The organism is Nitrospira defluvii (assembly GCF_905220995.1).
Lineage (GTDB): Bacteria > Nitrospirota > Nitrospiria > Nitrospirales > Nitrospiraceae > Nitrospira_A > Nitrospira_A defluvii_C.
In genome coordinates, this window is the sequence record NZ_CAJNBJ010000001.1 from 971,349 (window position 1) to 997,258 (window position 25,910).

Here is a 25,910-nt window from a genome sequence, read left to right on the forward strand (position 1 = left end):
GGCAGGTCCCGGCGACGGGCTGCCGGTCGGCACAATCCTACCGGTAGCCCGTCCCGCTCTTCTTCGGCATCAGGAGGGTCGGGGATGCGCTGGAGGTTGCCCGCGCCGCCATCCCGGAGGCAGGTTGCGCGATGAGATCGTACCCAGCTACATCCGTCACCGTCACCGAAATAAAGTCACCCGGCATTGCGATTCCACGTTCGCAATAGACCACCCCGTCGATCTCGGGCGCCAACCCCTCATGCCTGGCCTCAAGCAGCCGGTCTGATTCTTCCGACACTCCATCCACCAGGACGTCGATCGTACGGCCGAGATACTGCCGGTTCTTGGACTCTGAAATCGACTCCTGCAGCGCCAGCAATTCGTTGCGGCGCTCTTCCATCACGGCCTGCTCGACTTTGTGATCGAGATCAACCGCCGACGTCCCTTCCTCGTCTGAATAGAGAAACACCGCAACACGATCAAACTCCATGTCCAGGACGAATTGCCGCAGTTCCTCAAACATGGCGTCCGTCTCGCCGGGAAACCCGACGATAAACGCCGTGCGAAAGAACACGCCGGGAATCTTCGTGCGGATGCGTTCAACCAGCTTGGTGACATGTGTGCGATCGCCCAGCCGATGCATACGCTTCAACATGCCATCGCTGATATGCTGCAACGGCATGTCGAGATACTTCGTGATGCGCGGGCCTTCGGCATAGAGGTCCAATAGCTCATCAGTGACTTGCTGTGGGTACAAATAGAAGGGTCTGATCCACCGTACGTCATCGACTTTGATCAATTCGCGCAGGAGCGCCGTGAGTCCTTGCTTCAACCCAATGTCAACGCCGTAGTTGATCGTATCCTGAGAGATCAGGTTGAGTTCCTTCACGCCTTCCTGCCCCAACCGCTTCGCCTCCGCCACGATCGAGTCGATCGGGCGGCTTCGCTGCTTGCCCCTCATGATCGGGATGGCGCAGAACGCACAGTTGCGGTTACAGCCTTCGGCAATCTTGAGATAGGCGCTGTGGGGGGTCCCAAGACGGAGACGTGGCGTCTCGGCATCGTACAAGTAGGGTGGCTGGCCGAGCCAGACACGTTGTTGGCGGGCTTTGGGAGCCAGCAGGCTGCGACAAATCTCGGCGATGCGACCGAACTCGCCCGTTCCGACCACACCATCAAGTTCAGGGAGTTCCTTCAGGAGTTCGCCCTGGTACCGCTGCGCCAGACACCCGGCGGCAATCAATACGCGACAGGACCCGGACTTTTTGAGGCGTCCGTGCTCGATGATGCTGTTGATCGACTCCTGCTTGGCTTCCTCAATAAATCCACAGGTATTGATGATGACCACCTCGGCGGCACGTGCGTCGCCGGTCAGTTGAAATCCGCCCGCCACCAGCGTGCCGAGCATGACCTCGGAATCGACCTGATTCTTGGAACAACCCAGATTCACGAAACCGATGGTGGGTTTCGTGCGTTTTGTGCGTGATGGAGTAATCAATGATGAAGCCATAGTCGCTGAGTCTACGAAAGGCCGGAAAAGTCTGTCAAACGAGGCCTCTTGCTATTCCAGCCGAAGCTGTCCTAGATTGCCTCATGATTCGAACCTTTCAGGGCATCGCGCCGACGGTTCCCCCCTCCTGCTTTATCGAAGACACCGCCGTCATCATCGGCGACGTCGTCATGGGCGAAGAATGCAGTGCCTGGTTTCACGCCGTCATTCGAGGCGATGTCAATTACATCCGCATCGGGCACCGGACGAATGTGCAGGACCTCTGCATGTTACACGTGACGCACGACACCCACCCCCTCATCATTGGCGACGACGTCACGATCGGCCATCACGTGGTGCTGCACGGCTGCACCATTCACAACCGGGTCCTGGTCGGCATGGGTGCCATCGTCATGGACGGGGCGGTGATCGGAGAAGATTCAGTCGTCGGCGCCGGAGCCTTGGTCACAGAGAATACCATCGTGCCTCCCAAGAGTCTGATCCTGGGATCACCCGCCAAGGTCAAACGGCCTGTCACGGAGCAGGAACTCGCCTGGATTCGAGAATCGGCGCAGAACTATATCCGCTATTCCCGCCAATACCTCTCGGGGCCGGAGAAGCCCCCCCCAGGATTTTGGGTCTAGCGGGGGTCCGCAACACCACCGGCTCCTATTCACAGCACACAACCCGCTACCCGATCCACATGAAACAAAGCGGGTCCCCCACCGTAGGCGACGCAAATGTCTGCTGTTCGATCCTGTAGGGAATTCCTCGCCGGTGACACCACTCAGCCACCCAGACCGCCTCTTCCACGGTCGTGGTCACTAATCCCGGCACCGTAAGCCGAGCGAGGCACCGATTCACCAGCATGGCCACCGTGCGCTGTTGCGGGATGAACTTGCGCGCATCGAATGTGACCGGATTCGCCTGCCCGTATGACAGGGCCGACAGTTCCGGAAACCGTTCGGGATCATTCAGTACGCTGACCAACCAGAGATGGTCCACCCGGCCTTTCACCGAACCGGCGTCCTGATGAAGCACCCGAATCGGGTATTTCGCGCAGGCTCGATTCAGCAGCTGTACTTCCTGTCGGCGCAGATTGCAGGCTGCGACGCGCCGTCCCAGCTCCATGGTTTCCATGGCGAGCGCCGGAAGTTCCGCCACACCCGCCCCCACATACAGACTGGCACCACCCGGCGTCAGTCTGGACAGGAGGGCATTGGCGACTCGCGTCCCAAGACGTTGGCAGAGCCCCCGTTTCGCCTTCCAAAATTCGTCACCACCTTCGTCGCAGTAAATCGGACCCAACCGCGCATAGTCGAGGCGGGCAAATATCTCCCTGATGGCGCGTCTGGTTGACGAGCTGATGGTGACCTTCTTCCGCGCCATGGACACTCCGATCAACGACCGATGATGAACCGGGCCTCGCACAGCCAGAGGCTACGCAACGATCTCGGTTCCAATGCCTTTGTGAGTAAAGATTTCGAGCAAAATGGCGTGCGGCACCCGCCCGTCGATGATATGCGCTTTCCCCACGCCGCCGGCCAATGCATCCAAACAGGCATGCACCTTCGGCAACATGCCCTCACTGATGGTCCCGCGTTTGACCATGCGCTGGACGTCCTTGCGGGAGACCGTCGACAGATGGCGGCCATTGGCATCGCGTATCCCTTTGACATCGGTCAGCATCACCAACTTTTCTGCCCGCAACGCCGCCGCAATCGCGCCCGCGACCAGATCGGCATTAATGTTGTACGTGTTGCCCTCCCGATCCGTCCCGATGGGGGCGATGACGGGAATGTAGTGATCTTCCTGTAGTTTGAGGAGCAGGGTGGGGTCGATCGACTTCACATCTCCGACAAACCCGAAATCCGCGTCGCTGTCGTCGACATCCATGTCCTTCTCGATGCTTTCTGCCCAAGCCTTTGCGGTCAACGGCTTGGTCAACATCAATCCCCCGTCCTTGCCGCTCAGTCCGACCGCCTGCCCGCCGTGCCGATTGAGCAGATCGACAATTTCCATATTGATTCGACCGGCCAAGACCATCTCCACAATTTCCATCGTCGCGGCATCAGTCACCCGCACTCCATGCTTGAACTTGGCTTCCATGCCCAACCGATCCAGCATCTGATCGATTTGCGGACCACCTCCATGCACAACGACCGGATTCAGCCCGACATACTTGAGCAGGACGACGTTTTGCGCAAACCGCGCTTTGAGCGAAGGGTCCGTCATCGCATGACCCCCGTACTTCACGACGACGGTCTTCCCCTTGAAGGTACGGATGTACGGCAGCGCCTCGATCAGCACATCGGCCTTTTTAATCAGTTTGTTCATGCGTCACTCCTCGCTCCACCCGCGGCCGGACTACAGAATGTAGCGGCTCAGGTCTTGATCCTTCACAATAGTCTGCAAGCGCTCGCGTACATAGACGGCATCGACCACAACGCGCTTCTCCTGCATGTCGGACCCTTCGAACGACACCTGTTCGAGGAGGCGCTCCATAATCGTAAACAGGCGACGGGCCCCGATATTTTCGGTGCGGTCGTTGACCTGTACGGCTGTCGCCGCGATTTCCGCCAAACCGTCCTCTGTAAATTCGACGTTGAGCCCTTCCGTCGCCATGAGCGCGTGGTACTGGCGCACTAACGCTCCCCGTGGTTCGGTCAGGATACGGACAAAGTCTTCTTTGGTGAGCGGCGCCAGTTCGACACGTATGGGAAACCGACCCTGAAGCTCGGGAATGAGATCCGATGGTTTGGCCACATGGAAGGCCCCGGCGGCGATGAAAAGGATATGGTCAGTCTGGACGGCACCGTGTTTCGTGCTGACGGTCGATCCTTCCACAATCGGCAAGAGGTCGCGTTGTACGCCCTCACGGGACACATCCGGGCCCAAGGCGCGCTCACGGCCGGCGATTTTATCGATCTCGTCCAAAAAGACGATGCCGGTCTGCTCGACTTTGGTGATGGCTTCCCGCACCACCTCGTCCATGTCGATCAGTTTCTGGGCTTCCTCCTGAGTCACATGCTTCAGGGCGTCGGGCACTTTCATCACCCGCTTCTTTTTCTTTCCCTGGAACATGCCGCCCAGCATGTCACGGAGGTTCCCTTCGAGGTCTTCCATCCCGCCCGCGTTGGAGATGACCCCGAGCGGCAATGCCCGTTCCTTCACCTCTACTTCTACGGATCGCTGATCCAGTTTGCCCTCGCGCAATTGCAATCGCAGCTTCGAGCGCGTGGCGTCTGACGACTCGGTGGGCTCTGCAGCCTCGGCACGCGACGCGCCATGATCGAATCCGGGTGGGACTGAGCGGGACGGTGCGCCGGGCAATAACAAATCGAGCAGCCGTTCTTCCCCGAGCCGCGACGCTTTCTCTTGTACATCCTCTAAATGTTTGGTCTTCACCAAACTGATCGCCAATTCCGTGAGGTCACGAATGATGGATTCCACATCCCGGCCGACATAACCAACTTCGGTAAACTTGGACGCCTCCACCTTGATGAAGGGCGCCTCCGCAAGCTTGGCCAGGCGCCGGGCGATTTCGGTTTTCCCCACGCCGGTGGGACCAATCATGATGATGTTCTTGGGCATCACCTCATCGCGCAACTCCGGGGCCAATTGCTGCCGACGCCAGCGGTTCCGCAAGGCGATCGCCACCATGCGTTTGGCATCCTGCTGGCCGATCACATACCGGTCCAGCGCCTCGACAATCTGCCGGGGAGTCAGGCTATTCACATTGAGTGGACGAGCAGTTGATTCGGTCGTCATGGCAGGCCGATCCTAACGTGACAGCGATTCGAGCACAATCTGCTGGTTGGTATAAATGTCGATCCCCCCGGCAATCAAGAGCGATTCCCGGACAATCTGTTCGGCGGCCAGCTCAGAATGTCCCAACAACGCGCGGGCAGCAGCCAGTGCATAGGGCCCACCCGAGCCAATCGCGAGAATGCCGTCCTCCGGCTCAACGACATCGCCGGTACCGGAAATAATGAAGGAATGATCACGATCCGCCACGGCCAACAGCGCCTCCAGGCGGCGCAAGACTCGATCCGTGCGCCAGTCTTTGGCTAATTCAACGGCGGCTCTGGTGAGGTTGCCCCGATACTCAGCCAATTTGGCTTCAAATTTCTCGAACAGGGTAAAGGCATCCGCCGTCGCACCGGCAAATCCGGACAAGACCGCATCGTTATGCATCCGTCGCATTTTCCTGGCATTATGTTTCATCACCGTCGTCCCGACCGTGACTTGCCCGTCACACCCCATCGTCACCTGATTGCCCCGCCTGACACATAACACCGTCGTCGATCGAATCCTCATCGGGTCCTCTTCTGCTTGGCCACCACACTCGCCTCCCCCGGATTGACGGCACGAGGATGGGTGCGATCGTATAACGCGAGTAACTGGTCTGTCGCAAGATGCGTGTACCTCTGAGTGGTGCTGAGCGACACGTGTCCCAACATTTCCTGAATGGCACGGAGATCGGCGCCTTCATCCAGGAGATGCGTGGCAAAGGAGTGTCGCAAAGTGTGCGGATGAATCGCTCCCCCGGCAAGCTGCCGGGAATATTTCCCCACAATGCGGGCTACCGTTCTGGTGGTCAACCGCCCCCCGCGGTGATTACGAAACACGGCACCTGCATCAGAGGGTCGTCGGGCAGAGGCTCCGGGCGCTACGCCGACCTGCGCATGGTAGGCATCAATGGCGTCAAGCGCCAGCTGGCTGATGGGAATCACACGCTCCTTCCGGCCCTTGCCGCGAACGCGCACCACGCCTTCACTTCGCGAGAGATCTTCGTAATTCATCCCGACCAGCTCACTGACACGCGCACCCGTCGAATAGAGGGTTTCGAGGATGGCACGATCCCGCAAGGTCTCCCCTTGCGGCCCCTCGGGGAGTTCCATCAGAGCTCCGGCCTCATCCTTCGTCAGAACCTGAGGAAGAGGTTTGGGCAGCTTCGGCGCGCGTACATCCTCGGCGGGACTGATCGGAAGCCGGCCGACCTTTACCTGGTAACGAAAGAAACTCCGCAGACAGGCTAATTTTCTCGCCAACGACGTCTTCTTGTCCCCCTGACGATCCCGGGCGGCGAGAAACTCACGAATCAACGCCGCATCAATCGACTCGAGGGGCACCCTCCCACGAGATTGTGCCCGCGCGCCGGCAAAAGCTTGAAACTGAGCCAAGTCGGACTCATACGCACGAATGGTCTGGGGAGAGGCGCCGTCCTGCACCACCAGGACGTCTAGGAAAGCCCGGACTGCGCGATCCATGCGTCAAAATCCTCAACGGCTCGTTGCTGGATGAGACGCCGCTTCTGATCCTTGTCGCGCGTCTTAGCGGAGAGGGGCGGGAAGAGTCCGAAGTTGGTGTTCATCGGTTGAAAATGCGCCGGATCGCTCTTGGTGAGATGCGCGACCAGGCACCCGTGCGCACTGGTGGGCGGGGGAGTCACGAGAGGTTGCCCGGCCACCCCCCGGGCGACGTTGATGCCGGCAAGCCCACCCATGGCCGCAGACTCGGTATACCCTTCGACTCCCACTAATTGGCCGGCAAAAAAGACGGTACCGCGGCTCTTGAGCTGGAGCGTCTCCCTCAACAATTGAGGTGAGTTGATGAAGGTGTTGCGGTGTAGGCTTCCCAGGCGCAGAAACTCAGCCTGCTCCAGTCCGGGAATGAGACGAAACACCCGCCGCTGTTCCGGATAGGTGAGTTTCGTCTGGAATCCCACCATGTTGTAGCAGGTCCCGTGGACATTTTCGGTTCGCAATTGTACGACCGCATAGGGACGCTTCCCGGTTTTCGGATCTTCTAACCCAACCGGCTTGAGCGGCCCGAATTGCATGGTCTGTCGGCCCCGTTCTGCCATGACCTCGATGGGAATGCAGCTTTCGAAATAGGGAACCTTCTCGAACTCTTTTGGCTGCACCTTTTCAGCCGTCATCATCGCGTCATACAGGGCGTTGTATGCGGCTTCGTCGAGCGGGCAATTCAGATAATCCGCGCCGCCTTTTCCATACCGCGATGCCCGGTACACGATGTCCATATTGATGGACTCAGCATCGATAATGGGCGAGATCGCGTCAAAGAAATAGAGGTGCCGCTCATGGGTCAATTCGGCGATGGCCTTCGATAATTTTTCAGAGGTTAACGGGCCGGTCGCAATGATTGTGACAGCATCTGCAGGGATTTCCGTTACCTCTTCGCGGATGATCCGAATATTGGGATGCCCTTCCAGCGCCTGCGTGATGGCACGCGCGAAGATCTCGCGATCCACCGCCAATGCCGAACCGGCCGGCACGCGCGCCTCCTCGGCGGCACGAATCACCAGGGAGTTCAGGTGACGCATCTCGGCCTTCAAAATGCCTGGAGCGTTCAACGGATCGACGGAACCGAGGGAATTCGAGCAGACCAGCTCCGCCAAATCGCCCGTTTTATGAGCCTTGGTCATCTCCTTCGGACGCATTTCGTAGAGCGTCACCTTGGCCCCGCGATGTGCCGCCTGCCAGGCCGCTTCCGAGCCGGCCAGACCGCCGCCGATGATGACGATGTCTTCACGCATGAATGGGAAACCTTTGAAAAGATGGAAGGAGGCCCATTGTAGGAATCGCCTTTTCTCGATGTCAAGAAACGGAGGGGTATTTCACAATCTCCAGCGACACCGGCTGCTCATCAACACAGGTCCCTGACCGCATAACTTTTCGGACAGGCTACTCCCGGGTTTGTTGCTCCCTTTCGGCCGACCATGCTAGACTGCGGCCGGTGTGGGCGATTAGCTCAGTGGGAGAGCGCTTCCTTCACACGGAAGAGGCCACAGGTTCGATACCTGTATCGCCCACCATTTTTTCAACCACTTGCACGACAGCACTCTCTGACACGCGCAACACTGTGGTCATTTTTGTGTCACGGTGTGACCGTCGGTCCAGAATCTCCACTCCATCTCGCAGGCTTTCCGGGTAATGATGCGCATACCGTTGCGTCATCAGCGGCGACTTGTGCCCGAGGAGCCGTTGCACCTTGTAGAGATCGACTCCCGCCTGGACCAGCCGCGTTGCAAAGGTGTGGCGGAGATCATGGAAATGGCAGTTCACAATCCCCGCTTTGGCCATCGCAGGCCGCAACGCCCGTCGCAGATGGTTGGGATCTAACCGTGTCCCGGCGAGACTGGGAAAGACCAGCGCGGTTTTGATATGCCGCACCTTGGCCTTCTCCGTCAGGAGCGCCATTACCGTCTGGTTCAATGGCACTGTCCGCCGCTCCCCGTTTTTGGACTCAAACACGGTCGCAGTTTTCCGAAACAGATCCACGCCGTTCCAGGTCAGTGACAGGATCTCGCCCAACCGCATCCCGCTATGCAGCGCGAACACCACGAGCTCGCGTAACCAGGACGGACAGGCATCGAGCAATCGCGCCTCTTCATCCTCCATCAGCCAGCGGTCTCGTTTCGTCACGCCCTTTTCGAGAGACACGCGACTGACGGGATTGTCTCGGCACCATTCCCACTCCCGCTTCGCCAGGCTGAAGGCCTTTCTGAGACAGGTCAGCTCCCGATTGATCGAGGCAGGTTTCACCCCGGCAGCATACCGTCGACTTTTATACTCCACGATCAGCTTAGGGGTAATCTCGCCAAGCGTCCGATCTCCGAAGAAGGCCCGGAAACGCTTCAGGAAGGCTTGTCCAGTTTGTCGGCTGGCTAATTTCACGAGATGTTCTCGCTCAAAACGATCCATCAATTCCGCGAAGGTCCGAGACTGTTCCTCCGCTCGATCGAAATACTGTCCCTCGATTAATTGCACCTTCACCTTCGCCATGATGGCGTCAGCCAAGGCTCGATTCGATGACCCTGTCGACCGGCGAATTCGTTTCCCTTGAAACACAATATTCATCCACCAAATATTCCCTCGCTTAACGAGCCCCATCGTTGTTCTCCTTTCCAAGAGGGCTCGCTGTTGGTCTGGTTTCCCCGTGGCGAGGAGTATAGATGGCACGTTTAGCCTCCACAATCAGGTGGTCTACGTCACCAGCTTTGTGGCGAGGCACGCAAGGAGGCCTGTGAGTGGGTGTGGCAGCAAAGCCGTTCAGCCAAGCCTGGATGGCCTCAGGTTCAAATCTGAGGAGGCCATGAATACGACGACAGGGAATCTTATTCTGTGAGGCCCAGAGATACAGTGTGGACGGCTTGATGTTGAGCCAAGCGGAGAGTTCTTTGACGGTAAGCATATGCAGATACACCGGGAGAGTCTCTCGACACCCCCAGTCCCCCTAACATGGGCTGCCGGCGTGACCGCCGGCAGACCGGTGAAACCGAGTGGGTGGTTGCTTGAGCAAATTGCGGTGTCGGTCTTTCCACCGAGCAATGCCCCTGACAATTTCGTTCAGTAGCCATTCTTCCCCTCCAGGGGTGGCACAAATCACCGCCAACATCGGCGTCAGGGTGTCACTCACCCATCGTTTTACGTTTTGCAGGGTCTGCACCTGCTTCTCCTGGGCCAATCGCCCCTTCTGAAATCCCTCCGTCAGGAGGGCGTACCACTCCAAGACTGGAGCCCGGTACCGTTCCTCATCCTCGGCATCCTTCGGGATCTGCCGGAAGTCCACATACGAGCGAAGTAAGCCGACCACCAACTCCTTCCAATCGGCTTCGTCTAACGTGGCCAATGCTCGGGCACACTGTTCGGCCCGGTCCTTCTTGAGTTCCAGTTCCCACCGAGTCCCGTAGTCCTGATAGTGCTCTTGTCCTTTGCTCTGGAGTTCGAGGCGCTTGTCATAAATGCGCAAGAGTGTCTGACTCTGCGGACTCCCGAAGTACATCGTTTCGCCGGTGGTCGCCCCGGTGCCATGCATCAGGTTCGAGACGATATGCCGGACTTGCGCGGCACGGGTCACACACTGACCGGCAGCGACGGCCTCTCGAATCGTGCTGACCGGGACCGTACCCGCTCGATCATCCAGGGCGCAATCAATGCGCGTGACGTGTCCTTGCTGCTTATGCACCCATTGCAAAAGAGTTCGGATTTGATCCCGTGTCAGGGCGGACGCCAGGCCGCCCGACAGATCCACATGGATTTCATTCGGACGACGAGGGGCATTGGTGCCCAGTTTGCCGACTCCGCGCAGGCCGTCTACCCGTATCCATGATAAGGGGTACCCTCGGAACCCGCCTTTGGCTCGACTCCAATCTCCGCCGAGGACCTTCATGGTCTCTTGGGGGTTACTGGCCAGGACCGTAAAGGCGAGCCAATCAATCGTGAGGGTGAATGCAGAATCCATGGAACCTATCGAACTCCTGTAAAGAGCGCTGTAGGTAGCGCCCCCGTGTTACCAAGACGGGGGCCATTCCGCTCCGCCCCGCAGCCTATCGGCATGCGGCGCGGACCGGCTTTGCCTCCCGGCGACGGATGACGGTGTTGCTCTGAACAGGGCTCCATTGGTGGTGTCATCGCATCCTTGTGACCGTTCCGTTGCACGCTCCGACCTTATGCAAACGCCCCCACGCAGTAAAGAACCCTCGAGGGGACAGGAGGGGTCACGAGGGGACAAATAGCGGACAAATTATCGGATCACGGAGGCCAGAAGGGAAGTAGGCATGAGCATGCTTATGTGCGCTTTCGTGCGCTGGGAGCGGCAATTGTGCGCATCGTTCGGAGGCGGGACAGGGAGCGAACACAAATCAGCTCGTTTTTGAGTGGTGCGCGAAAAAAAGTTTGGCAGGCATTTCTAGTGTTCTGGGCTGAGATCAGAGGCAGACGCCCCACGCATTCTAGCGGAGATGGTAGCCGTGTGACCCATGGCTCTGGGATTAAGGATACACTTACTGGGACGTCGAGAGAAGGAGCGGATGCCTTGACTCCTCTTGTTATGAGGCGATCCTCATAGGCAAGGAGCAACCAAGGTCGCCCTACCTGGGCAAGGATCATTCAGATCGTCGCCGAAGTTAATCTCCAATCGCCTGACAAGCGAATTACCATTGGACTGTGTTTATCTGAAATGGAGACTTGGTGGGTGTTCCTTGGTCCGGGAAACGTTGATTGATTGGGGAAGTTGAGGAAACTCAGGGAGTCTTTCTTGGCTGCGCGGGGGACTTCGCTCTTCTTTCACGTAGGATCTAGCAGGATTTCATTGTTTGCAGGGAAAGATGGTTCGAAGCGCACTCTCAATAAGGTGACTGCCCGTCAAATGCCACTGATCTGGATGTTCATTCAAATACTTCGTTACCACAGCCCCGAGTTGAGCAATCGTGACATTATCAGGAAGACATACCGACGTGCCCAAGGCATCAGCAACCCCCGTGACGTACCCCATAAATCTCGACGCTTTCAAATAATCAGCCCCATTTTCAGAGCGCTCGGCTCTTTCTCCTTCACGCATCATCGGTATGAGTTGATTGCCATCATAGAAGTAAGCCGAAGCGTCTGAGAGGATGTTTGAACTTAATATCGCAATGGTTATCAATATCTTGATCCGGACCATGCTTTATCTCAGACACCTAGCGTTTTGAAGCATGACGAACCCTACTTTCTATGCTTGCGGAATTAGATCTAGTATCAGTTGCCATTTGCGTCCCTGGCCCCCTCAATCAGCGGCGCGACACTCTATCATGGGACACCTAGACGAGTTAATGCTCCAGTATAAATTCCCATCCATCACGCACGTTTTGAAGGAGATAGAAGAGGAGACATCGTCAGACGCCTATGTTTAGATGACGCCTGACGACGATCCCACTAGCGCATGCTAACCACAACACCTCAATTTATTCGCATTCACCCCTTGGACGAATGTGGGTCTTTGCTCCCTGGAAATGTGCGCTCCTCGTCAAATCTTCCATTCACTTTATGAATTTTTACTGAACCGCCTTCGACTCCGATTACATTTTTCAAAACACCTCCTTTGGTAGCATCCGCCTTGGTATCGAAACGGCGTAAAGTTCTACCGCTATCAAGATTCTTTAGCGCCCAATCATCATTTTTCTGATCAAACGTGAGCGAGAATTTCTTTAAGTTTGCCATGGATATCTCCAGTCATTCATATGTGTGTCCATTTAGGTAACTTAGTATTGGAGCATGAGGCTTGCGCACTCCCAAAGGAATGGCAAGCCTCAATGCCCATCCAGAGCTAGATCAAGCAATCTTGCTCAAAGCATTGGATGCGGCCCAATCACTGAACTCCGTCACAAGCACACGGTCATTCCTGTCGGTGAGTTTCATCACCCAGTCTCGAATTGCGGTCGCGGACCAGGGTGTGTTGATTACCCAAGCAGAGAGCAGAACCCTCCGAGCTCCAGACTTCTGAAGACCTGCAATCAGGTTTTTATAGTCTTGACCCGGTTGGGTGAGATCGTAGGAAATGAGAAATTGCATGGTGACCTTTCATATTTGTGATATTGACATATACGAAAGGGGCACCTAAAATCAGGCCCCTTTCGGGTGAACAGGGTGTGTGCCATCCAAACACAAGCACCCTGCCCACCAGTGGGTGCCTGGGCTATCGTGCCAGGCAAGGACGCCCGTGACAGGGAGGTCAACGTCTTCTCATAGAGACACCCCCTTTCCACACAGTACAAAGGCCTCGGTTCAACTTTGCGAGAGGGGAGCCGAGGCCTTTGCATTTCCAGACAAGAATCGTTCCAGATTCCGTTCCGTCATTGCCTACTAGATATAGTGATCCCATTTTTTTGTCAAACAAAATGTTGTGGCACACCTGTGAGTAATGGGGATAAGCTGGTGATATCGCTGCGGCCAGATTGGGAGCCGCGTTTATGAATTTCTCACCAAGTTATCCACAGCTGCATAGAGAGCATGAAAGGACAATTTAGAGGTAGGGCCAGAAATTTCAGGGTGACGACAAAAAAATCTTCGCGCAGATGTAGGAGGAGACTGCGTTATATCAGGCCGTCCACTCGCCCACCGTGTATTCGGTTCCACTCCCTCGTACTGTGGGGCAAGGCAGGGATTAGTTATCGCTGTGCGAGCAGGCGGGCAAACTCGGCGGCTGAAATGACCGGCACTCCGCTGTAGTGTGAGGCCTCGAAATCCTTATCCCCGGTGACGAAGTATTTGGGCGGGGGTGTGGTCGCCATGAGATCGAGGAACGGTCGATCATGCGCATCGCGCAGAGGGGTGTTAGTGGGATGGGGATCGACGAACTGCACTTCAGCTTGGATGGTCGTCAGAAAGCTCGTGATATTCACCCCCGCCCGAGTAAACGCTCGCTGGAGTTTTGGGCGCCGCAAGACGGCTTCCAGTTCCGCGAAGGTCTCAGGGCTCATGACAGAGATGAGGCGACGCTGTAGGACGGCTTGGATGATCCGTGCAGGAGGCCCTGCGGCGGATAGCAGACCGGACACGAAGATATTGGTATCAAGAACGACGCGCACGCTCGCGCCGAACCGCTGCCACCTCAGCGGCAATTTGTTCAGGAGTGATGCTTAGCTCGCGTGCGGCACGGCGCACCTTGCCGACCATGCGAGCCAGCTTCTTCCGACTGGCTGCTCTGGCTGGAGACTCCAAAATCAGCACGTCGGAGTCCCGATGTGCCACCACGGCTTTTCCCCACCCCTTCATCCAGGAGGAGGGAATCACCACGCCTTCTTTGGTGTACTTCACGGCTTTCATCGGCAACGCAACCAGTGTACCCGCAGGCAGTATACCATGGTGCTGCGGCTCTGTAGTCAGCGGTCGGCGATTTTGCGAGCCGCTCGACTGTCGTTTGTCGCTTCATTCTCTGAGGGCTCGATTGTGATCGTCCCTGCCGAACCACTTCCTTTCGGCGTCGCCTGCTGGTTAACGATCTTGTCGTCCGAGGTCATTTCACTGTGGTCATTTTTGTGTCAGAAACTATCCAAAACCTCAAAATGTCCTGTACACAGTCGAAGCAATAGAAAGCTCTTAAACACCTGACTTGTAAGGCTTTTGTGGGGAAACCATTGCAACAGCGAACATTGTAAAAATCTAGCTTTTCGCCTTCACACGGAAGAGGCCACAGGTTCGATACCTGTATCGCCCACCATCCTCATTTGATTCCGCCTTCCGTTGGTAACCTCTAAATTTCCCTCGTGTTCCACAACGACCGCCTGGGGCTTCCCCAAACTGGACAGAATCACGACCCTGCGCTACACTTTTTTCACAAGGAACAGATTGCGTTGTGTCGCATGTTCCGACAGAAGAAAGAGAGGCACTGTATGCGGGGAACCTTAGCCACGATCATGTTGGGATTACTGCTCACCACCGGTTGCTCAACCACCAACCAGATGGCAACGCAGGACCAGAGCTACAATGCGCCGCTCAGCATCTACAGCGCGATGGATAGCACCTCGCTGGTTTACTCCGATCCCATGGCCGCATCACAGGCAAACGACAATCCCTATCGATGGCTGGGATTTGTCCTGCATCCTGTCGGTCACGTGGTGGATTACACGGTAAACCGCCCTCTGTATGCCATCGCCAAACATGCTCCATATATCTTCGGGTACACCCCCGAAGATTCCATGATCGACTCACAACGACGGTAATTCTGCTCGCCCCTCGCCAGCCGGGACAGGTTCCGGCGGCGGGGGAGCGTGCCCCTGCCCGTCTCCAGCCGGTCGCATCTTCATCACCATTCAGGTATGCTCTGCCTCACACCCGTGCCCCGCATTGAACTGAGGCATCGACCCGACCATGCACCGTCGGCTCCTATTGCTGCCCGTCTTACTCACGACCTTCGCCCTGTGGACGGGATGCGAGACTCCCCCACCGCAACGCGCACCGCTTCCTCCCTCAGAAAGCGACCTCGATCTCCTGAAATCTACGAAACTCTGCGACTCTCGCCAGGCCTTCATTGACAAACATCCCGGTATCGCTCCCCAGACTCAGGCGTGGGGCAGCGGCCAGGAAATCCGAATTCCAGCGGAGCGGAGTCCTTCCAAAGGCGAGGAGTCCTACTTTTTCGACGAGGACGGAACCTTGGTCGGAACGTTGTTCTTGTTTCGTTCGGGCCTCGATCTCGGTCCCTACAAGACGCTCCGTTATACCCTGTCCAGGCTCAAACCAAGCCTCGAGTTCTATCTAACCGTAGCAGAGTTGGCCGATCGACAAAATATGGCTTTCAGCACCCTGTACGACACGGGGGATGAAAAGACGACCACGCGGTACCTGGTCCTGAACGATCCCACCACTCCGCGCCTCCTAGCCGCCTCGTTCACCATCGATCCGTACGTGAAGTTGTTCTCCCCTTATCGCAAGGAGTTTCTCGAGCGCCTGCGAGAGACGACGCAGCAGGGCGGGGGGCAGCATCTGGACACTCAGGGAGCCGAAGATAAGGAACCGTTCGCATCGCTTCAGCAGTTTGCACGAGGACAAACCGCCCAACTGGCCTACTGCGGGACAAAAAATCAGCCTCTCGCCCTCGATGCGTACCAGAAGGCCAATGTCTCGGGGTTCACCAGCACGGTGTGGCAAGCAGAACTCCACCATCGCCTCGGCGTCTCGTGGGAAGCAGCCGGCAACCTGGAAAAGGCCAAAAGCGAGCTCCTCGCCTCACTGGCGAAACGTCCCAACTCACCGGAAGTCGTCAACAATCTGGGGTACGTGTACAGCAAATTAGGCGAGAAGCAGAATGCCCTTGCGTCATTCGAAAAAGCTGTGCTCATGCGTCCCAACTACGCGATTGCCCGATTTAACCTGGCTGAAGCGGTCGCAGACACCAACCCCAAACGCGCCATTACGGAATACGAAACCTATTTGGCCCTCACCGAAGGAATCCCTGAAGAGGCAGATCGGGGTGCTCTCGCGCAAAACCGCGTCAAAGCCCTCAAACACCAATAGTGAGTGACGCGTGCGGCAAAGCCACATCTCGAAGGATGAAGAAGAACGGGGGAACGGGAGGAGGGCTCAACGGGGAGACTTCTCGGCCTCTTCCTGACTTGTCTTGCACTCGATGCACAAGGTGGTGACGGGACGCGCCTTCAAGCGCTTATAGGGGATGTCGCCCTGACACCCCTCGCAGATTCCGTACGTCTGCGCGACAAGCCGACCGATCGCCTCATCGATCTTTTTGAGAAGTTTTCGCTCCCGCTCGCGAATGCGGAACGAGAAATGTTGATCGGCTTCGGCAGATGCCTGATCGCTGACGTCAGGGAACACTTCCAAACCAGTGGGATTGGTCAGCACGACTCCGGCTTCGGCCAGGATCGCCGCGCGTTGGCCTTCTAGATCGTGCAGGATGTCAGGATACTTGATTCCGTTGGCCTTGGCAGGCTTCTTTCGAGGCGAGGAGGGTTTTTTCGCCGAAGTCTTCATCGAATACTCGGTATCGTTACGCCGGTACCACCGCCAGACCGTACAACGAAGCTGGACTATAGCAGCCGCAAATCAGAGGGGTCAACGGTTCCTTACGCCTCTCAGGAGGCCCTGTTGCGCATCCCGATTCGATTGACGTTCCCCGCTCAGGCTGCAAGTCACAAGTCCCGACGGCCCTCAATCGACTTCACCAATGTGACTTCATCGGCATATTCGATGTCCATCCCGACGGGAATGCCATAGGCGATCCGGGTCACGCGAACCTGGTGCGGCTTCAGCAACCGGGTGAGATAGATTGCGGTGGCCTCGCCCTCAATTGTGGGGTTTGTGGCGACGATCACCTCCTCGACCCCTCCTGCCTTCACACGCTCTAGCAACTCCTCGGCACGAATATCGGCCGGGCCGACACCGTCCAGTGGGGACAACACCCCGAGCAGCACATGATACAGCCCGCGGTATCCCCCTGCGCGCTCGACCGCGTATAAGGTGCTCGGTTCCTCCACCACGAGGATTTTGCTGCGATCTCGCTTCGGGTCGCGGCAGAATTCACAGAGTTCGCCCTCGGCGATATTGCGACATTGGCGGCAAAACGACAGCCCGTCCTTCACGGCCTGAATCGCCTCGGCGAGGCGCATGGCATCCTCTCGCTCCGCTTTGAGCAGATGGAACGCCAGCCGTTGCGCACTCTTCTGCCCGATTCCAGGCAAACGCACGAGCTCTCGCACCAATTTCGCCAACAACCCTTGTTGATCAACGCTCATGACACATCGTCACATCCAGAACAGCCGTGAAGGAGGCTGAACAGGCGCTCCCGCTGCTCCAACAATGCCGGCACGATCAGAATAGACCGGGGATCTTCATCCCGCCGGTGACGGATTTCATCTCTTCCGCCATCATGTCGCGGGATTTCTTTAGGGCATCATTGCTCGCCGCAACCACGAGATCCTGCAGCATGTCCACATCGCCGGCCTTCACCGCTTCTGGGTCAATCTTCACGCTGAGCACATCCATGGCCCCGTTCACCGTGACGGTTACAATCCCACCGCCTGCAGTCCCGGAGACCGTTTTACTCGCCGCCTGTTCCTGCACTCGGGCCATCTGTTCCTGCATGGCCTGCGCCTGTTTCAAAATATTGGACATGTTCCCAAATGGACTCTTCATTCCTGTACCTCCTGCGCCGGAAGGGTCGTTCGGACCTCCGCCAACTCTCCGCCGAACATCTCTAACGCTTGTTTCACTAGGGGATGCGCCTTGGCCTGTTGGGTCAAGATCAACCGTTGCTCCTGTTCTTTCGCCACTCGCAGTTGCTTCATGGTGGGAGCCGCCCCTGCTTCCTGCTCCGCCTCGATCACGCGCACTCGCAGGGCACTCCCATAGAGGCGCTCCCCCAGGGCCGCCAGGGCCTTGAGATTATCCTCCTTCTCCAACATCGCCCGCGCCACCGTCGCCTGCTTCCCAAAGCCCAGCGTCACGAGCCCACCCTCAATCTTCACCACCCGCCCCATTTCAAGGAAGGGCGCGATATTCGGATGATGAGCCGAGACCGCCTCCTGAAACTGCTCCCAATTCACCTCCACCGCGGCAGAGGCAGCCGTCGAAGCAGACGGCACCGCACATTCCTGCGGGACAGGCTCAGGAGCCTCAGGCGCACTCATCGAAACGGTCGGAGCGGCAACTGGAGCCGGCCCAGGTGCGGGCTTCGTCTCACGAGCACGGGCCACAGGTGCGGGCTTTGGGATCGCCCCGCTTGACGAAATCTTCGGCGTAGGCTCAACGCTTGCCTTCGGTCCATCAGCCTGAGACGAGGTAGGTGGCACCGATCTCTCGCTCGGGGCCGATGCTCGAGCCTGCGCTCCACGATCGGGCACTGACTTCTCCTGTGGGGGATTCGTTCCGACCGATCGCGACGACCCCGCAGCGGTCTGTAACAACCGCGTGGCACGAACGGCGGCCGTCTCCAACACGAATCGTGGATGGGCGCTCACACGCAAACTATCTTCGGCTGACGTCCAGACGCGAAATAACTCTTGCAGCTGCTCAACGGTATATCGCTCTGCATCACGAGCCAGTTGCGCCAAATCGTCATCGGTGGCCTCAACCAACCCCCGCAACTCCGGTCCCGACGGCACCACCGCCGCAACCAACATATTTCGTACGTACTCCACCAGGTCGGCACAATAAGCGCGCACATCGTGTCCCTGATCCAGCAAGCCCGCAATGACCTGCAGCGCCTTGGCACTATTCTGTTCGATTACGGCCTCAACGAGGGCCCGCACACGCTCTTGCGGCACCGCGCCAAGCAAGGTTTCGAGATCCTGATGCCGAATCGTCTTGCCACCAAACGCGATCACCTGATCCAGCAGGCTGAGCCCATCACGCATACTACCCTCGCTGGCCCGTGCCAGGGCCAACAGACTACGATCTTCGATCACCAATCCGTCTTGATCGGCGACATGGCGCAGCCGCTGCACGATCTCGGCCTTGGAGATGCGACGAAAGTTGTAGTGTTGGCAGCGTGAGAGAATCGTCGCGGGAATCTTATGGATTTCCGTGGTGGCGAAGATAAACACCACATGCGCCGGGGGCTCTTCCAACGTTTTCAACAGCGCGTTGAACGCCGAATTGGAGAGCATGTGGACTTCGTCGATGATGTACACCCGGTACTGGCCGCGAAACGGCGTGAATTTGACGTTTTCGCGAATCTCCCGCACATCGTCCACGCTGGTGTTCGACGCCCCGTCGATTTCGACGACATCCACCGACGTACCCTGCGTGATTTCCTGACAATTCACACACGTGTTGCAGGGGGACCCCGTCGGCCCCTGTTCGCAGTTGAGTGCCTTCGCCAGAATGCGAGCGACCGTCGTCTTCCCCACGCCCCGCGTGCCGGAAAACAGGAACGCATGGGCAATCCGCTTAGTCCCGATGGCGTTCATCAGCGTCTGGACGACGTGCGATTGTCCGATGACATCATCGAACGTTCCGGGCCGGTATTTTCGTGCGGAGACTTGATAATCCATGGGGCTGGATCGCTCCTCGTGAATCGGAATCCCGTCCCTTATGCGGACGCTTCACAAATGACGCATCACGAGAGACGTCATCAATGGAAGTGGGGCCAGGTGATCCTGCGGCACACAGAACGGACCGCTTACCGTTGCTTCCTTCCGGACCTGGCGGGGTTCACAGGGTTCTGTTGCACAGGGCCCGGCCCCGAGGAGTTCGTGAACCGGCAGGGTCAACCTGGGACACCGTGACGGTGCGAGGCCGCACCGCCATCAGGCCAGTCACCTGTCACGCCTGCCGCGTCACACCTTCAAATGGCGGAGAGGGTGGGATTCGAACCCACGGTCCCGTTGCCGAGACGCATGCTTTCCAAGCATGTCGATTCGTCCACTCTCGCACCTCTCCACGATCGGACGACTTCAAGGGGTCGCATCTTATCACGCAGGTGTGTGGGCGGCAAGGTAAGCCCGCTGGCGGGTGGTCCATCGAAATCGCACCTGATAGGCTGCGGGACACCGGGGGAAACCCGGAGGGACAACCGGGAATGGGCCGCGCGGCCTCATGTGCGACCATTGACCGATTTCGCGCGCGTTCCTATACTGCGGAACAATTTCACCGGAGGTGTCTGATGAAAGTGCTGGTCGGGACCGGCATTGTGATCCTGCTGCTTATGATCCTGATCATCGCACTCCCGTTCCTGATCGACTTGAACAGGTACCAGGACCGGTATCGCCCTCTGATCGAGGAGGCGCTGAACCGCAAGGTCCAACTCCAGGATATTCGCCTGACGATCTGGCCGCGCATCGGCGCGCGAGTCGGCGGGTTTGTGGTTCAGGATGATCCCGCGTTCCGCACCGGGCCCTTTGCGTCCCTCTCATCACTGGATGTGGGTGTAAAGCTGTTGCCGCTGCTCCGCGGCCAGGTCGAGGTGGAAGACATCACCTTGCGCGATCCGGTGATCATGGTGCTGAAAAACGCGCAAGGCCAACTCAATGTCTCCACACTCGGCGCGAAAGCAGCGGCTCCACCTACGCCCTCAAAACCCGAAGTCCCGACACAACCGGCCGGCAGCCCGCTTCAGGCCTTAGCCCTGTTCGCGGTGGATCGCGTCTCCATCGACGGCGGAAAACTGACCTATCGCGACGAATCCTCGCCGAAACCGGTCGAATACACCGTCAATCAACTCGAATTCTTGTTGACGTCGGTCCATCTCGGCGACAGTCCTGCCGTGCATGTCGGCGCGACCGTTCAACCCTACAACCTCCCGGTGCAACTCGACGGCACGTTCGGGCCACTCGTTGAAACCCTGGATGTGAAATCGTTCACCTTCAACCTGGGACTCGGCAAGATCGCCATCGGGCTCAAAGGACGAGCGGTCGGCGGGAATCTGGATGCCACGGTCAACGCCCTGCAGATCGACACGGCTGATATACCCGTTGCCTTGCCGCTCACGAAGCCGGTGCAAATCAAAGATGTCCACCTCACGCTTCACACGCCATACCCCATCCCGCCTGACGTCAGCCCCATCAGTCAGCTCGACCTGACGGATCTGGGCCTGACGGTGACCATGGGCGGATCGGCGATCAACGTCAAAGGCACGGCAAGCAAAGGCCTGGCGAATGTGACGGCGGCCTCAGCCAGCATCAACAGCTCGGACCTCCCCATCGCGCTCCCCCTGACAAAACCGGTTGAACTGAAAGACCTGCATGTCAATGTGAAGGCCAAGTATCCGCCCAAGGAAGGAGCTGCACCGCTCGAACTCGCCGAGATCCCGAACCTCGGCCTGACCGTCGCCCTGGGAAGCTCGCGGATGGAGGTGAAAGGTTCGGTCCTGGGGGGCCTGGCGAAAGTGACGGCCAACGCTAAACTGGTGAATACCAGCGACGTGCCGTTCACGCTGCCCCTGAAAAAGCCGGTAGAGATCAAAGATCTCCAAGTTGCAGCCGAAATGAAAGGGCAGGACGTGCGGTTGACCACGCTCGCCCTGCAGCTCTTCGGAGGCCTCCTGCGCGCACAGGGCACACTGAGCCTTGCCACGACTGCCCCGCCGTTCAGCGGCACGGCTTCCCTTCAAGGGCTCCAGCTGGGACCGGCGTTGCAAGCGGTGGGCACGGACCAGGTGTCCATGAGCGGCACGGCCACTGCCGATCTGACGCTCAGCGGGCGCGGGTTTACCCATCCTGACCTGGTCAAGGCCCTCGCCGGCACCGGCCATGTCGCCGTGCGGGACGGCAGAATCGAAGGGATCAATCTTCTGCAGCAAGCCGCGATGCTGCTCAAGGTGGTCGGCGTGCAATTGGACAACGTCAAAGCCACGGCATTCTCCACTATCGAAAGCGACTTCGCCATCAAACAGGGACTCGTGGCCGTGCAACGCCTGCTCATGGACAGTCATGATTTTCAGGCCACCGGAAGCGGCACGATCGGGCTTGATCAATCGCTCGACATGAAACTGAATCTGAATCTCTCTCAAGCCTTGAGCCAGAAGATTGCAGCCGGCTCCCCCATTGCGCGGGTGGCGATGACCGGAGGACGCCTCTCCTTGCCGTTGCTGATCACCGGCAGCACCCAAGCCCCGTCGTATGGTCTCGACACGAAAATGTTCGCCGGGAAAGTGAAGGAGCAGGTGAAGGAAAAGGTCAAAGGCGCGGTCGGAGACCTCTTGAAAGGCACGGCCAAGCCGGAGGACCTGAAACAGCAGGGGAAAGATCTCCTGAAGGGGCTCTTCGGGCGCTGAGATTCACGCGGAGGGAGCATGTCGCTGGCAAACTTGGCCACACAGTACATCGTCCAATACGGCTTTCGAATCATGGGCGCGATCCTCGTTATCGGCGCCGCCCTCTTCGTGGCCAAGTCGGTGGGCCGGCTCTTCGAGCGCTGGTTGAACGAGCAGGACTTGGAGCCGCCCCTTCGCCTCCTGCTCCTCCGCCTCGTGAAGGCGCTTGTCGTGATCCTCGGGCTGCTCATTGCGCTGGATCAACTGGGCCTGCAAATCGCTCCGCTCGTCGCCGGACTCGGTGTCGCCGGACTCGGCGTCGGCCTGGCACTGCAGGGGGTGCTCAGTAACATCGTGGCCGGACTCTCGATCATCTTCACGAAACCGTACCGGGTGGGCGAACATGTCTCGCTTTTAGGCGTGCATGGCGACGTCGCAAAAATCGATATCTTCACCACCACGCTTGTGCACCCGGATCAGTCCCGCATCGTCATTCCGAATCGAAAGGTCGTTGGAGAGATCCTGCATAACTTCGGAACCATCCGACAATTGGACCTGTCCATCGGAGTCTCGTACCGGACCGACATCGACTCGACGCTACGAATGCTCCGCGACCTCGTCACCCGCCATCCTAAGGTGCTCCAGACACCTGCGCCCATCATCGGCATTGCGGCCTTCGCCGACTCGTCGATTACCCTGTCCATTCGGCCCTGGGTTGAGGTGGCGACAGTCGGCTCCGCCCATATTGAGCTCAACCAAGCAATCCTTCAACGATTACAAGCTGATGGCGTCGAGATCCCGTTCCCGCAGCGTGAAGTGCGTCTGCTCAACCCTTCCTAGATCATGTAGAATGCCCACCGCCATTTGTACGTATTCCTTCGCTGCATAGAAGCGGGCGTTACTTGTTGCCTCTGATCGCAATATGCTACCCTGGCGCTCTTTCGATGCGGGGCGACAGCGACCAGGGAGACGACCCATGAGCAGGCACACAGACCTCGACCGCACGCGACGTTCAGAACGCACACCCGACGCGCTTGCCGCGGCAGAAGCGGACGACTCGTTGACCGAGGAACATGCCGCCGGCAACAACCTCGACAAGATCCGCGACATCCTCTTCGGCGCGCAGGTACGGGATCACGAACGGCGGTTTACCAAACTTGAGGCTCAGCTGCTCGCGGAGGCGGCCCAATTGCGCACTGACCTGAAAGACCGATTTGCCGCGCTGGACCAATACATACGACACGAAGTCGAGTCCGTGACGGGGCAGCTGAAGGCTGAGGAACAACAGCGCACCGATGCCGTGAGCCACCTGACCACGGAACTGCAGACACTGGCCGGCGTGCTCCAGCAGACAGCTTCCCAGCTGCGAACGCAGAGTGAACAGGCCCACCGTGAGCTGCAGGATCAACTGCACCATCAGGCAACCACGCTCGCCGGTGACTTCACGCAACGACACACCGCACTCTCAGCCACGCTGGATGAGGCGATTCGGCAATTGACCCACCAAAAGACCGACCGTGTCTCCTTGGCTACGTTGTTCCAAGAACTCTCGCAGAGGCTCTCACATGATCAGCCTCCTTCACAGACATAACCCCCCATCTGTGGCTCAGCGGCTGCGACTCGTGTTCAGAACGGAACGCAGCACCGCTCCTCGACACACGTTCCTCGATCGAGAGTTTCTCCTGCACGTCGAACAGAGGAGACGCGATGGCGCAGGCACCTAAAGCCATTGCGCCGACCGGCGACGGCGACTACGCCGAATTGCGCAGCCTTCTTCTGGCACCAGAGCAATCGCGTCTGGAGGAACTCCAGGAGCAGGTCGAGCACATCGATCTCAATGCCCAGAATGTGAGTCGACTGCTTCCTGATGCGATCGCCCTGCGCGGCGGCCACGACCAGCGCTTGACACAGGTGTTGACCCCGCACGTGTCGGAAGCCCTGGGCACGGCCGTGCGCAAACAGCCGCAGATGATCGTCGACGCGATCGCACCGATCATGATGCCGGCCATCCGCCAGTCCATCGCCAATGCCCTGCGAAGCATGGTGCAATCGCTCAATCAAACCATCGAGCATAGTCTGTCGCTCCGCAGCATGCAGTGGAGACTGGAAGCGCTACGCACCGGCAAACCGTTCGCAGAAATCGTGCTCCTGCACACCTTGTGTTATCGGGTCGAACAGGTCTTTCTCATTCACTCACAGACCGGGTTGCTCCTGGCCCACGCGGCAGGCGACTCTGTCGCCGTCCAAGACGAGACCCTGGTGTCGGGCATGTTGTCGGCCATCAGAGCGTTTGTGCAGGATTCGTTCGGAGCCGCACCGGACCAGGTTTTGAACACACTGCGGGTCGGCGAGCTCACCGTGTGGATCGAACAAGGACCGGTCGCGATTCTCGCCGCGGTCATTCGCGGCACGCCACCCGAACACTTCCATATTCGCCTTCAGGATACACTCACCCGCATCCATGCCGAACAGGCCGACGCACTGGCCCGCTTCGAGGGAGATGCCTCGACCTTGGCCGGCGTGACACCGCTCCTCGAAGACTGCCTGCAGGCGCAGTTTGAGCCGCGTCGGCGCGCCGTTTCCCCGATGACGTGGACGTTGGTGGCCGTGCTTCTTCTGGGTGCGGCCTGGTGGGGAGCGTCGGTGTACCAGGAGCGCCAACGCTGGCAAGCCTTTCTGGCACGTCTCGGGGCAGAACCGGGACTCGTGCTCACGGCCGTGGACACGGAAGGACGGCAGTATCGACTCGCCGGGCTTCGCGACCCGTTGGCTGCGGACCCTGCGGCCCTGCTGCAAGAAAGCGGACTGGATCCAGGGCACATCACGACACAATGGCGCCCATATTACGCGCTGGACGCGGCGTTCATCCTCAAACGTGCCGGGCTCGTCCTCTCGCCCCCAACCACCGTTCAATTGACCCTGGAGGGAACGCGCCTGATTGCGGCGGGAACTGCGCCGGCACAATGGATCCGGGAAAGCCGAAGGCTCGCGCAGCTCCTACCCGGCCTTGAGCACTACGACGACCGGCGTCTCACGCGACAGTCGCTCGACGTTGTAACCCAGGAGCTGGCACAGGCCTCGATCCTGTTCGAACAGGGGCGAGCGGACATTCGTTCATCGGAGCAACGTCATAGTCTGTCCCGCATTGTGACCCTCCTTGGTCAGATTGACGAGTTGGCTCGCCTATCCGGCACCACGCTGACGATACGGATCACCGGCCAAACCGACATCGTCGGTGGCCTGGCTCAGAACCGGCGCTTGAGCGAGATCCGCGCCCAGTCGGCCCTTGATGCCATTCATCCCGCAACATTTCCCTCGATCAGGTTCGAAGCCCACGGAGTCACCCCGCCGCCTGAAGCCCAAGGAGCTAGAGCCACAGCCGTACTGCCTGAAGATCGACGCGTGTCATTTCGGGTGACTGTGCACCAGGCTCCGTGAGAATCTC

The 25,910-nt window shown here is 58.4% G+C and carries 25 protein-coding genes, 2 tRNA genes and 1 other RNA gene; 8 read left to right on the forward strand and 20 right to left on the reverse strand.

Features of this window, described 5'->3' with window-relative positions; genetic code table 11:
* Nucleotides 1-37: 37 nt before the first annotated feature.
* The gene (gene rimO, locus KJA79_RS04615; RefSeq protein ID WP_213040816.1) at nucleotides 38-1,492 is read right to left on the reverse strand and encodes a 30S ribosomal protein S12 methylthiotransferase RimO; all 1,455 of its coding nucleotides are present in this window, start codon (nucleotides 1,490-1,492) and stop codon (nucleotides 38-40) included.
* Between the two features lie 83 nt (nucleotides 1,493-1,575).
* Here rimO and KJA79_RS04620 point away from each other — a divergent pair, with 83 nt between their 5' ends.
* Entirely contained in the window at nucleotides 1,576-2,115 is a 540-nt protein-coding gene (locus KJA79_RS04620) for a gamma carbonic anhydrase family protein (protein ID WP_213040817.1), read from the forward strand.
* Between the two features lie 46 nt (nucleotides 2,116-2,161).
* Here the strand turns inward: KJA79_RS04620 and KJA79_RS04625 are convergent, their stop codons facing one another.
* From KJA79_RS04625 to trmFO, 6 genes are read right to left on the reverse strand one after another with little or no spacing between them, the layout of a single operon-like run.
* The gene (locus KJA79_RS04625; protein WP_213040818.1) at nucleotides 2,162-2,860 is read right to left on the reverse strand and encodes a hypothetical protein; all 699 of its coding nucleotides are present in this window, start codon (nucleotides 2,858-2,860) and stop codon (nucleotides 2,162-2,164) included.
* A gap of 51 nt (nucleotides 2,861-2,911) precedes the next feature.
* The gene (argB, locus tag KJA79_RS04630; protein ID WP_213040819.1) at nucleotides 2,912-3,808 is read right to left on the reverse strand and encodes an acetylglutamate kinase; all 897 of its coding nucleotides are present in this window, start codon (nucleotides 3,806-3,808) and stop codon (nucleotides 2,912-2,914) included.
* 30 nt (nucleotides 3,809-3,838) lie between these two features.
* Nucleotides 3,839-5,242 carry an ATP-dependent protease ATPase subunit HslU gene (gene hslU, locus KJA79_RS04635; RefSeq protein WP_213040820.1) on the reverse strand — a complete coding sequence of 468 codons (1,404 nt, stop codon included), beginning with the start codon at nucleotides 5,240-5,242 and terminating at the stop codon, nucleotides 3,839-3,841.
* A 12-nt stretch (nucleotides 5,243-5,254) separates the two neighbouring features.
* Nucleotides 5,255-5,791, reverse strand: a complete 537-nt coding sequence (gene hslV / locus KJA79_RS04640) for an ATP-dependent protease subunit HslV (RefSeq protein ID WP_213040821.1) — start codon at nucleotides 5,789-5,791, stop codon at nucleotides 5,255-5,257.
* A complete protein-coding gene (locus KJA79_RS04645; RefSeq protein WP_213040822.1) occupies nucleotides 5,788-6,744 on the reverse strand; it encodes a tyrosine recombinase XerC in 957 nt (318 codons plus the stop codon). The genes hslV and KJA79_RS04645 overlap by 4 nt, the downstream gene beginning before the upstream one ends.
* Entirely contained in the window at nucleotides 6,717-8,033 is a 1,317-nt protein-coding gene (gene trmFO / locus KJA79_RS04650) for a methylenetetrahydrofolate--tRNA-(uracil(54)-C(5))-methyltransferase (FADH(2)-oxidizing) TrmFO (RefSeq protein WP_213040823.1), read from the reverse strand. Before trmFO ends, KJA79_RS04645 begins: the two co-directional genes overlap by 28 nt.
* A gap of 204 nt (nucleotides 8,034-8,237) precedes the next feature.
* On the opposite strand from trmFO, the gene KJA79_RS04655 reads away from it, so the two are divergent.
* Nucleotides 8,238-8,312, forward strand: a tRNA-Val gene (locus KJA79_RS04655).
* On the opposite strand, the gene KJA79_RS23125 is transcribed toward KJA79_RS04655, so the two are convergent.
* From KJA79_RS23125 to KJA79_RS04690, 7 genes are all read right to left on the reverse strand, one after another.
* Nucleotides 8,269-9,390: a tyrosine-type recombinase/integrase gene (locus KJA79_RS23125; protein ID WP_213041366.1), complete on the reverse strand. Its 1,122-nt coding sequence runs from the start codon at nucleotides 9,388-9,390 to the stop codon at nucleotides 8,269-8,271. The two genes, KJA79_RS04655 and KJA79_RS23125, sit on opposite strands and share 44 nt — an antisense overlap.
* Nucleotides 9,377-9,691 (reverse strand): helix-turn-helix domain-containing protein, encoded by a 315-nt coding sequence (locus KJA79_RS04665; RefSeq protein WP_246507494.1) that lies wholly within the window; start codon nucleotides 9,689-9,691, stop codon nucleotides 9,377-9,379. The genes KJA79_RS23125 and KJA79_RS04665 overlap by 14 nt, the downstream gene beginning before the upstream one ends.
* Before the next feature lie 42 nt (nucleotides 9,692-9,733).
* Nucleotides 9,734-10,741, reverse strand: coding sequence for a replication initiation factor domain-containing protein (locus KJA79_RS04670; protein ID WP_213040825.1), 1,008 nt, complete (start codon nucleotides 10,739-10,741; stop codon nucleotides 9,734-9,736).
* A gap of 846 nt (nucleotides 10,742-11,587) precedes the next feature.
* On the reverse strand, nucleotides 11,588-11,941 hold the full coding sequence (locus KJA79_RS04675) for a Rap1a/Tai family immunity protein (protein ID WP_213040826.1): 354 nt from the start codon (nucleotides 11,939-11,941) through the stop codon (nucleotides 11,588-11,590).
* Between the two features lie 290 nt (nucleotides 11,942-12,231).
* The gene (locus tag KJA79_RS04680; protein WP_213040827.1) at nucleotides 12,232-12,477 is read right to left on the reverse strand and encodes a DUF2188 domain-containing protein; all 246 of its coding nucleotides are present in this window, start codon (nucleotides 12,475-12,477) and stop codon (nucleotides 12,232-12,234) included.
* A 947-nt stretch (nucleotides 12,478-13,424) separates the two neighbouring features.
* Entirely contained in the window at nucleotides 13,425-13,814 is a 390-nt protein-coding gene (locus tag KJA79_RS04685) for a putative toxin-antitoxin system toxin component, PIN family (protein ID WP_213040828.1), read from the reverse strand.
* A 13-nt stretch (nucleotides 13,815-13,827) separates the two neighbouring features.
* Entirely contained in the window at nucleotides 13,828-14,082 is a 255-nt protein-coding gene (locus KJA79_RS04690; RefSeq protein ID WP_213040829.1) for a hypothetical protein, read from the reverse strand.
* Nucleotides 14,083-14,648: 566 nt separating this feature from the next.
* On the opposite strand from KJA79_RS04690, the gene KJA79_RS04695 reads away from it, so the two are divergent.
* Complete coding sequence (locus KJA79_RS04695) at nucleotides 14,649-14,978, forward strand: hypothetical protein (protein ID WP_213040830.1); 330 nt, start codon at nucleotides 14,649-14,651, stop codon at nucleotides 14,976-14,978.
* Between the two features lie 148 nt (nucleotides 14,979-15,126).
* Nucleotides 15,127-16,272: a tetratricopeptide repeat protein gene (locus tag KJA79_RS04700; protein ID WP_213040831.1), complete on the forward strand. Its 1,146-nt coding sequence runs from the start codon at nucleotides 15,127-15,129 to the stop codon at nucleotides 16,270-16,272.
* A 66-nt stretch (nucleotides 16,273-16,338) separates the two neighbouring features.
* Here KJA79_RS04700 and KJA79_RS04705 read toward each other — a convergent pair whose 3' ends face one another.
* From KJA79_RS04705 to KJA79_RS04730, 6 genes are all read right to left on the reverse strand, one after another.
* Nucleotides 16,339-16,746 carry a TraR/DksA family transcriptional regulator gene (locus KJA79_RS04705; RefSeq protein ID WP_213040832.1) on the reverse strand — a complete coding sequence of 136 codons (408 nt, stop codon included), beginning with the start codon at nucleotides 16,744-16,746 and terminating at the stop codon, nucleotides 16,339-16,341.
* Nucleotides 16,747-16,904: 158 nt separating this feature from the next.
* Nucleotides 16,905-17,507, reverse strand: a complete 603-nt coding sequence (gene recR, locus KJA79_RS04710) for a recombination mediator RecR (protein ID WP_213040833.1) — start codon at nucleotides 17,505-17,507, stop codon at nucleotides 16,905-16,907.
* Nucleotides 17,508-17,583: 76 nt separating this feature from the next.
* Nucleotides 17,584-17,907, reverse strand: coding sequence for a YbaB/EbfC family nucleoid-associated protein (locus KJA79_RS04715; protein ID WP_213040834.1), 324 nt, complete (start codon nucleotides 17,905-17,907; stop codon nucleotides 17,584-17,586).
* Nucleotides 17,904-19,766 (reverse strand): DNA polymerase III subunit gamma/tau, encoded by a 1,863-nt coding sequence (gene dnaX / locus KJA79_RS04720; protein ID WP_213040835.1) that lies wholly within the window; start codon nucleotides 19,764-19,766, stop codon nucleotides 17,904-17,906. The genes KJA79_RS04715 and dnaX overlap by 4 nt, the downstream gene beginning before the upstream one ends.
* A 90-nt stretch (nucleotides 19,767-19,856) precedes the next feature.
* Nucleotides 19,857-19,956: signal recognition particle sRNA small type (ffs, locus tag KJA79_RS04725), an RNA gene on the reverse strand.
* A gap of 108 nt (nucleotides 19,957-20,064) precedes the next feature.
* Nucleotides 20,065-20,154 (reverse strand) — tRNA-Ser (locus tag KJA79_RS04730).
* A gap of 223 nt (nucleotides 20,155-20,377) precedes the next feature.
* Between KJA79_RS04730 and KJA79_RS04735 the strand changes: the two genes are divergently transcribed.
* From KJA79_RS04735 to KJA79_RS04750, 4 genes are all read left to right on the forward strand, one after another.
* The gene (locus KJA79_RS04735) at nucleotides 20,378-22,486 is read left to right on the forward strand and encodes an AsmA family protein (RefSeq protein ID WP_213040836.1); all 2,109 of its coding nucleotides are present in this window, start codon (nucleotides 20,378-20,380) and stop codon (nucleotides 22,484-22,486) included.
* Nucleotides 22,487-22,504: 18 nt separating this feature from the next.
* On the forward strand, nucleotides 22,505-23,305 hold the full coding sequence (locus KJA79_RS04740; protein ID WP_213040837.1) for a mechanosensitive ion channel family protein: 801 nt from the start codon (nucleotides 22,505-22,507) through the stop codon (nucleotides 23,303-23,305).
* Nucleotides 23,306-23,441: 136 nt separating this feature from the next.
* Nucleotides 23,442-24,056, forward strand: a complete 615-nt coding sequence (locus KJA79_RS04745) for a hypothetical protein (protein ID WP_213040838.1) — start codon at nucleotides 23,442-23,444, stop codon at nucleotides 24,054-24,056.
* A gap of 116 nt (nucleotides 24,057-24,172) precedes the next feature.
* The gene (locus tag KJA79_RS04750) at nucleotides 24,173-25,903 is read left to right on the forward strand and encodes a hypothetical protein (RefSeq protein WP_213040839.1); all 1,731 of its coding nucleotides are present in this window, start codon (nucleotides 24,173-24,175) and stop codon (nucleotides 25,901-25,903) included.
* Nucleotides 25,904-25,910: the final 7 nt, after the last annotated feature.

Bases quoted from the DNA above. Each gene is read 5' to 3' on its own strand.
- rimO (WP_213040816.1), bottom strand. From the start codon at position 1,492: ATGGCTTCATCATTGATTACTCCATCACGCACAAAACGCACGAAACCC.
- KJA79_RS04620 (WP_213040817.1), top strand. From the start codon at position 1,576: ATGATTCGAACCTTTCAGGGCATCGCGCCGACGGTTCCCCCCTCCTGC.
- KJA79_RS04625 (WP_213040818.1), bottom strand. From the start codon at position 2,860: ATGGCGCGGAAGAAGGTCACCATCAGCTCGTCAACCAGACGCGCCATC.
- argB (WP_213040819.1), bottom strand. From the start codon at position 3,808: ATGAACAAACTGATTAAAAAGGCCGATGTGCTGATCGAGGCGCTGCCG.
- hslU (WP_213040820.1), bottom strand. From the start codon at position 5,242: ATGACGACCGAATCAACTGCTCGTCCACTCAATGTGAATAGCCTGACT.
- hslV (WP_213040821.1), bottom strand. From the start codon at position 5,791: ATGAGGATTCGATCGACGACGGTGTTATGTGTCAGGCGGGGCAATCAG.
- KJA79_RS04645 (WP_213040822.1), bottom strand. From the start codon at position 6,744: ATGGATCGCGCAGTCCGGGCTTTCCTAGACGTCCTGGTGGTGCAGGAC.
- trmFO (WP_213040823.1), bottom strand. From the start codon at position 8,033: ATGCGTGAAGACATCGTCATCATCGGCGGCGGTCTGGCCGGCTCGGAA.
- KJA79_RS23125 (WP_213041366.1), bottom strand. From the start codon at position 9,390: ATGGGGCTCGTTAAGCGAGGGAATATTTGGTGGATGAATATTGTGTTT.
- KJA79_RS04665 (WP_246507494.1), bottom strand. From the start codon at position 9,691: ATGCTTACCGTCAAAGAACTCTCCGCTTGGCTCAACATCAAGCCGTCC.
- KJA79_RS04670 (WP_213040825.1), bottom strand. From the start codon at position 10,741: ATGGATTCTGCATTCACCCTCACGATTGATTGGCTCGCCTTTACGGTC.
- KJA79_RS04675 (WP_213040826.1), bottom strand. From the start codon at position 11,941: ATGGTCCGGATCAAGATATTGATAACCATTGCGATATTAAGTTCAAAC.
- KJA79_RS04680 (WP_213040827.1), bottom strand. From the start codon at position 12,477: ATGGCAAACTTAAAGAAATTCTCGCTCACGTTTGATCAGAAAAATGAT.
- KJA79_RS04690 (WP_213040829.1), bottom strand. From the start codon at position 14,082: ATGAAAGCCGTGAAGTACACCAAAGAAGGCGTGGTGATTCCCTCCTCC.
- KJA79_RS04695 (WP_213040830.1), top strand. From the start codon at position 14,649: ATGCGGGGAACCTTAGCCACGATCATGTTGGGATTACTGCTCACCACC.
- KJA79_RS04700 (WP_213040831.1), top strand. From the start codon at position 15,127: ATGCACCGTCGGCTCCTATTGCTGCCCGTCTTACTCACGACCTTCGCC.
- KJA79_RS04705 (WP_213040832.1), bottom strand. From the start codon at position 16,746: ATGAAGACTTCGGCGAAAAAACCCTCCTCGCCTCGAAAGAAGCCTGCC.
- recR (WP_213040833.1), bottom strand. From the start codon at position 17,507: ATGAGCGTTGATCAACAAGGGTTGTTGGCGAAATTGGTGCGAGAGCTC.
- KJA79_RS04715 (WP_213040834.1), bottom strand. From the start codon at position 17,907: ATGAAGAGTCCATTTGGGAACATGTCCAATATTTTGAAACAGGCGCAG.
- dnaX (WP_213040835.1), bottom strand. From the start codon at position 19,766: ATGGATTATCAAGTCTCCGCACGAAAATACCGGCCCGGAACGTTCGAT.
- KJA79_RS04735 (WP_213040836.1), top strand. From the start codon at position 20,378: ATGAAAGTGCTGGTCGGGACCGGCATTGTGATCCTGCTGCTTATGATC.
- KJA79_RS04740 (WP_213040837.1), top strand. From the start codon at position 22,505: ATGTCGCTGGCAAACTTGGCCACACAGTACATCGTCCAATACGGCTTT.
- KJA79_RS04745 (WP_213040838.1), top strand. From the start codon at position 23,442: ATGAGCAGGCACACAGACCTCGACCGCACGCGACGTTCAGAACGCACA.
- KJA79_RS04750 (WP_213040839.1), top strand. From the start codon at position 24,173: ATGGCGCAGGCACCTAAAGCCATTGCGCCGACCGGCGACGGCGACTAC.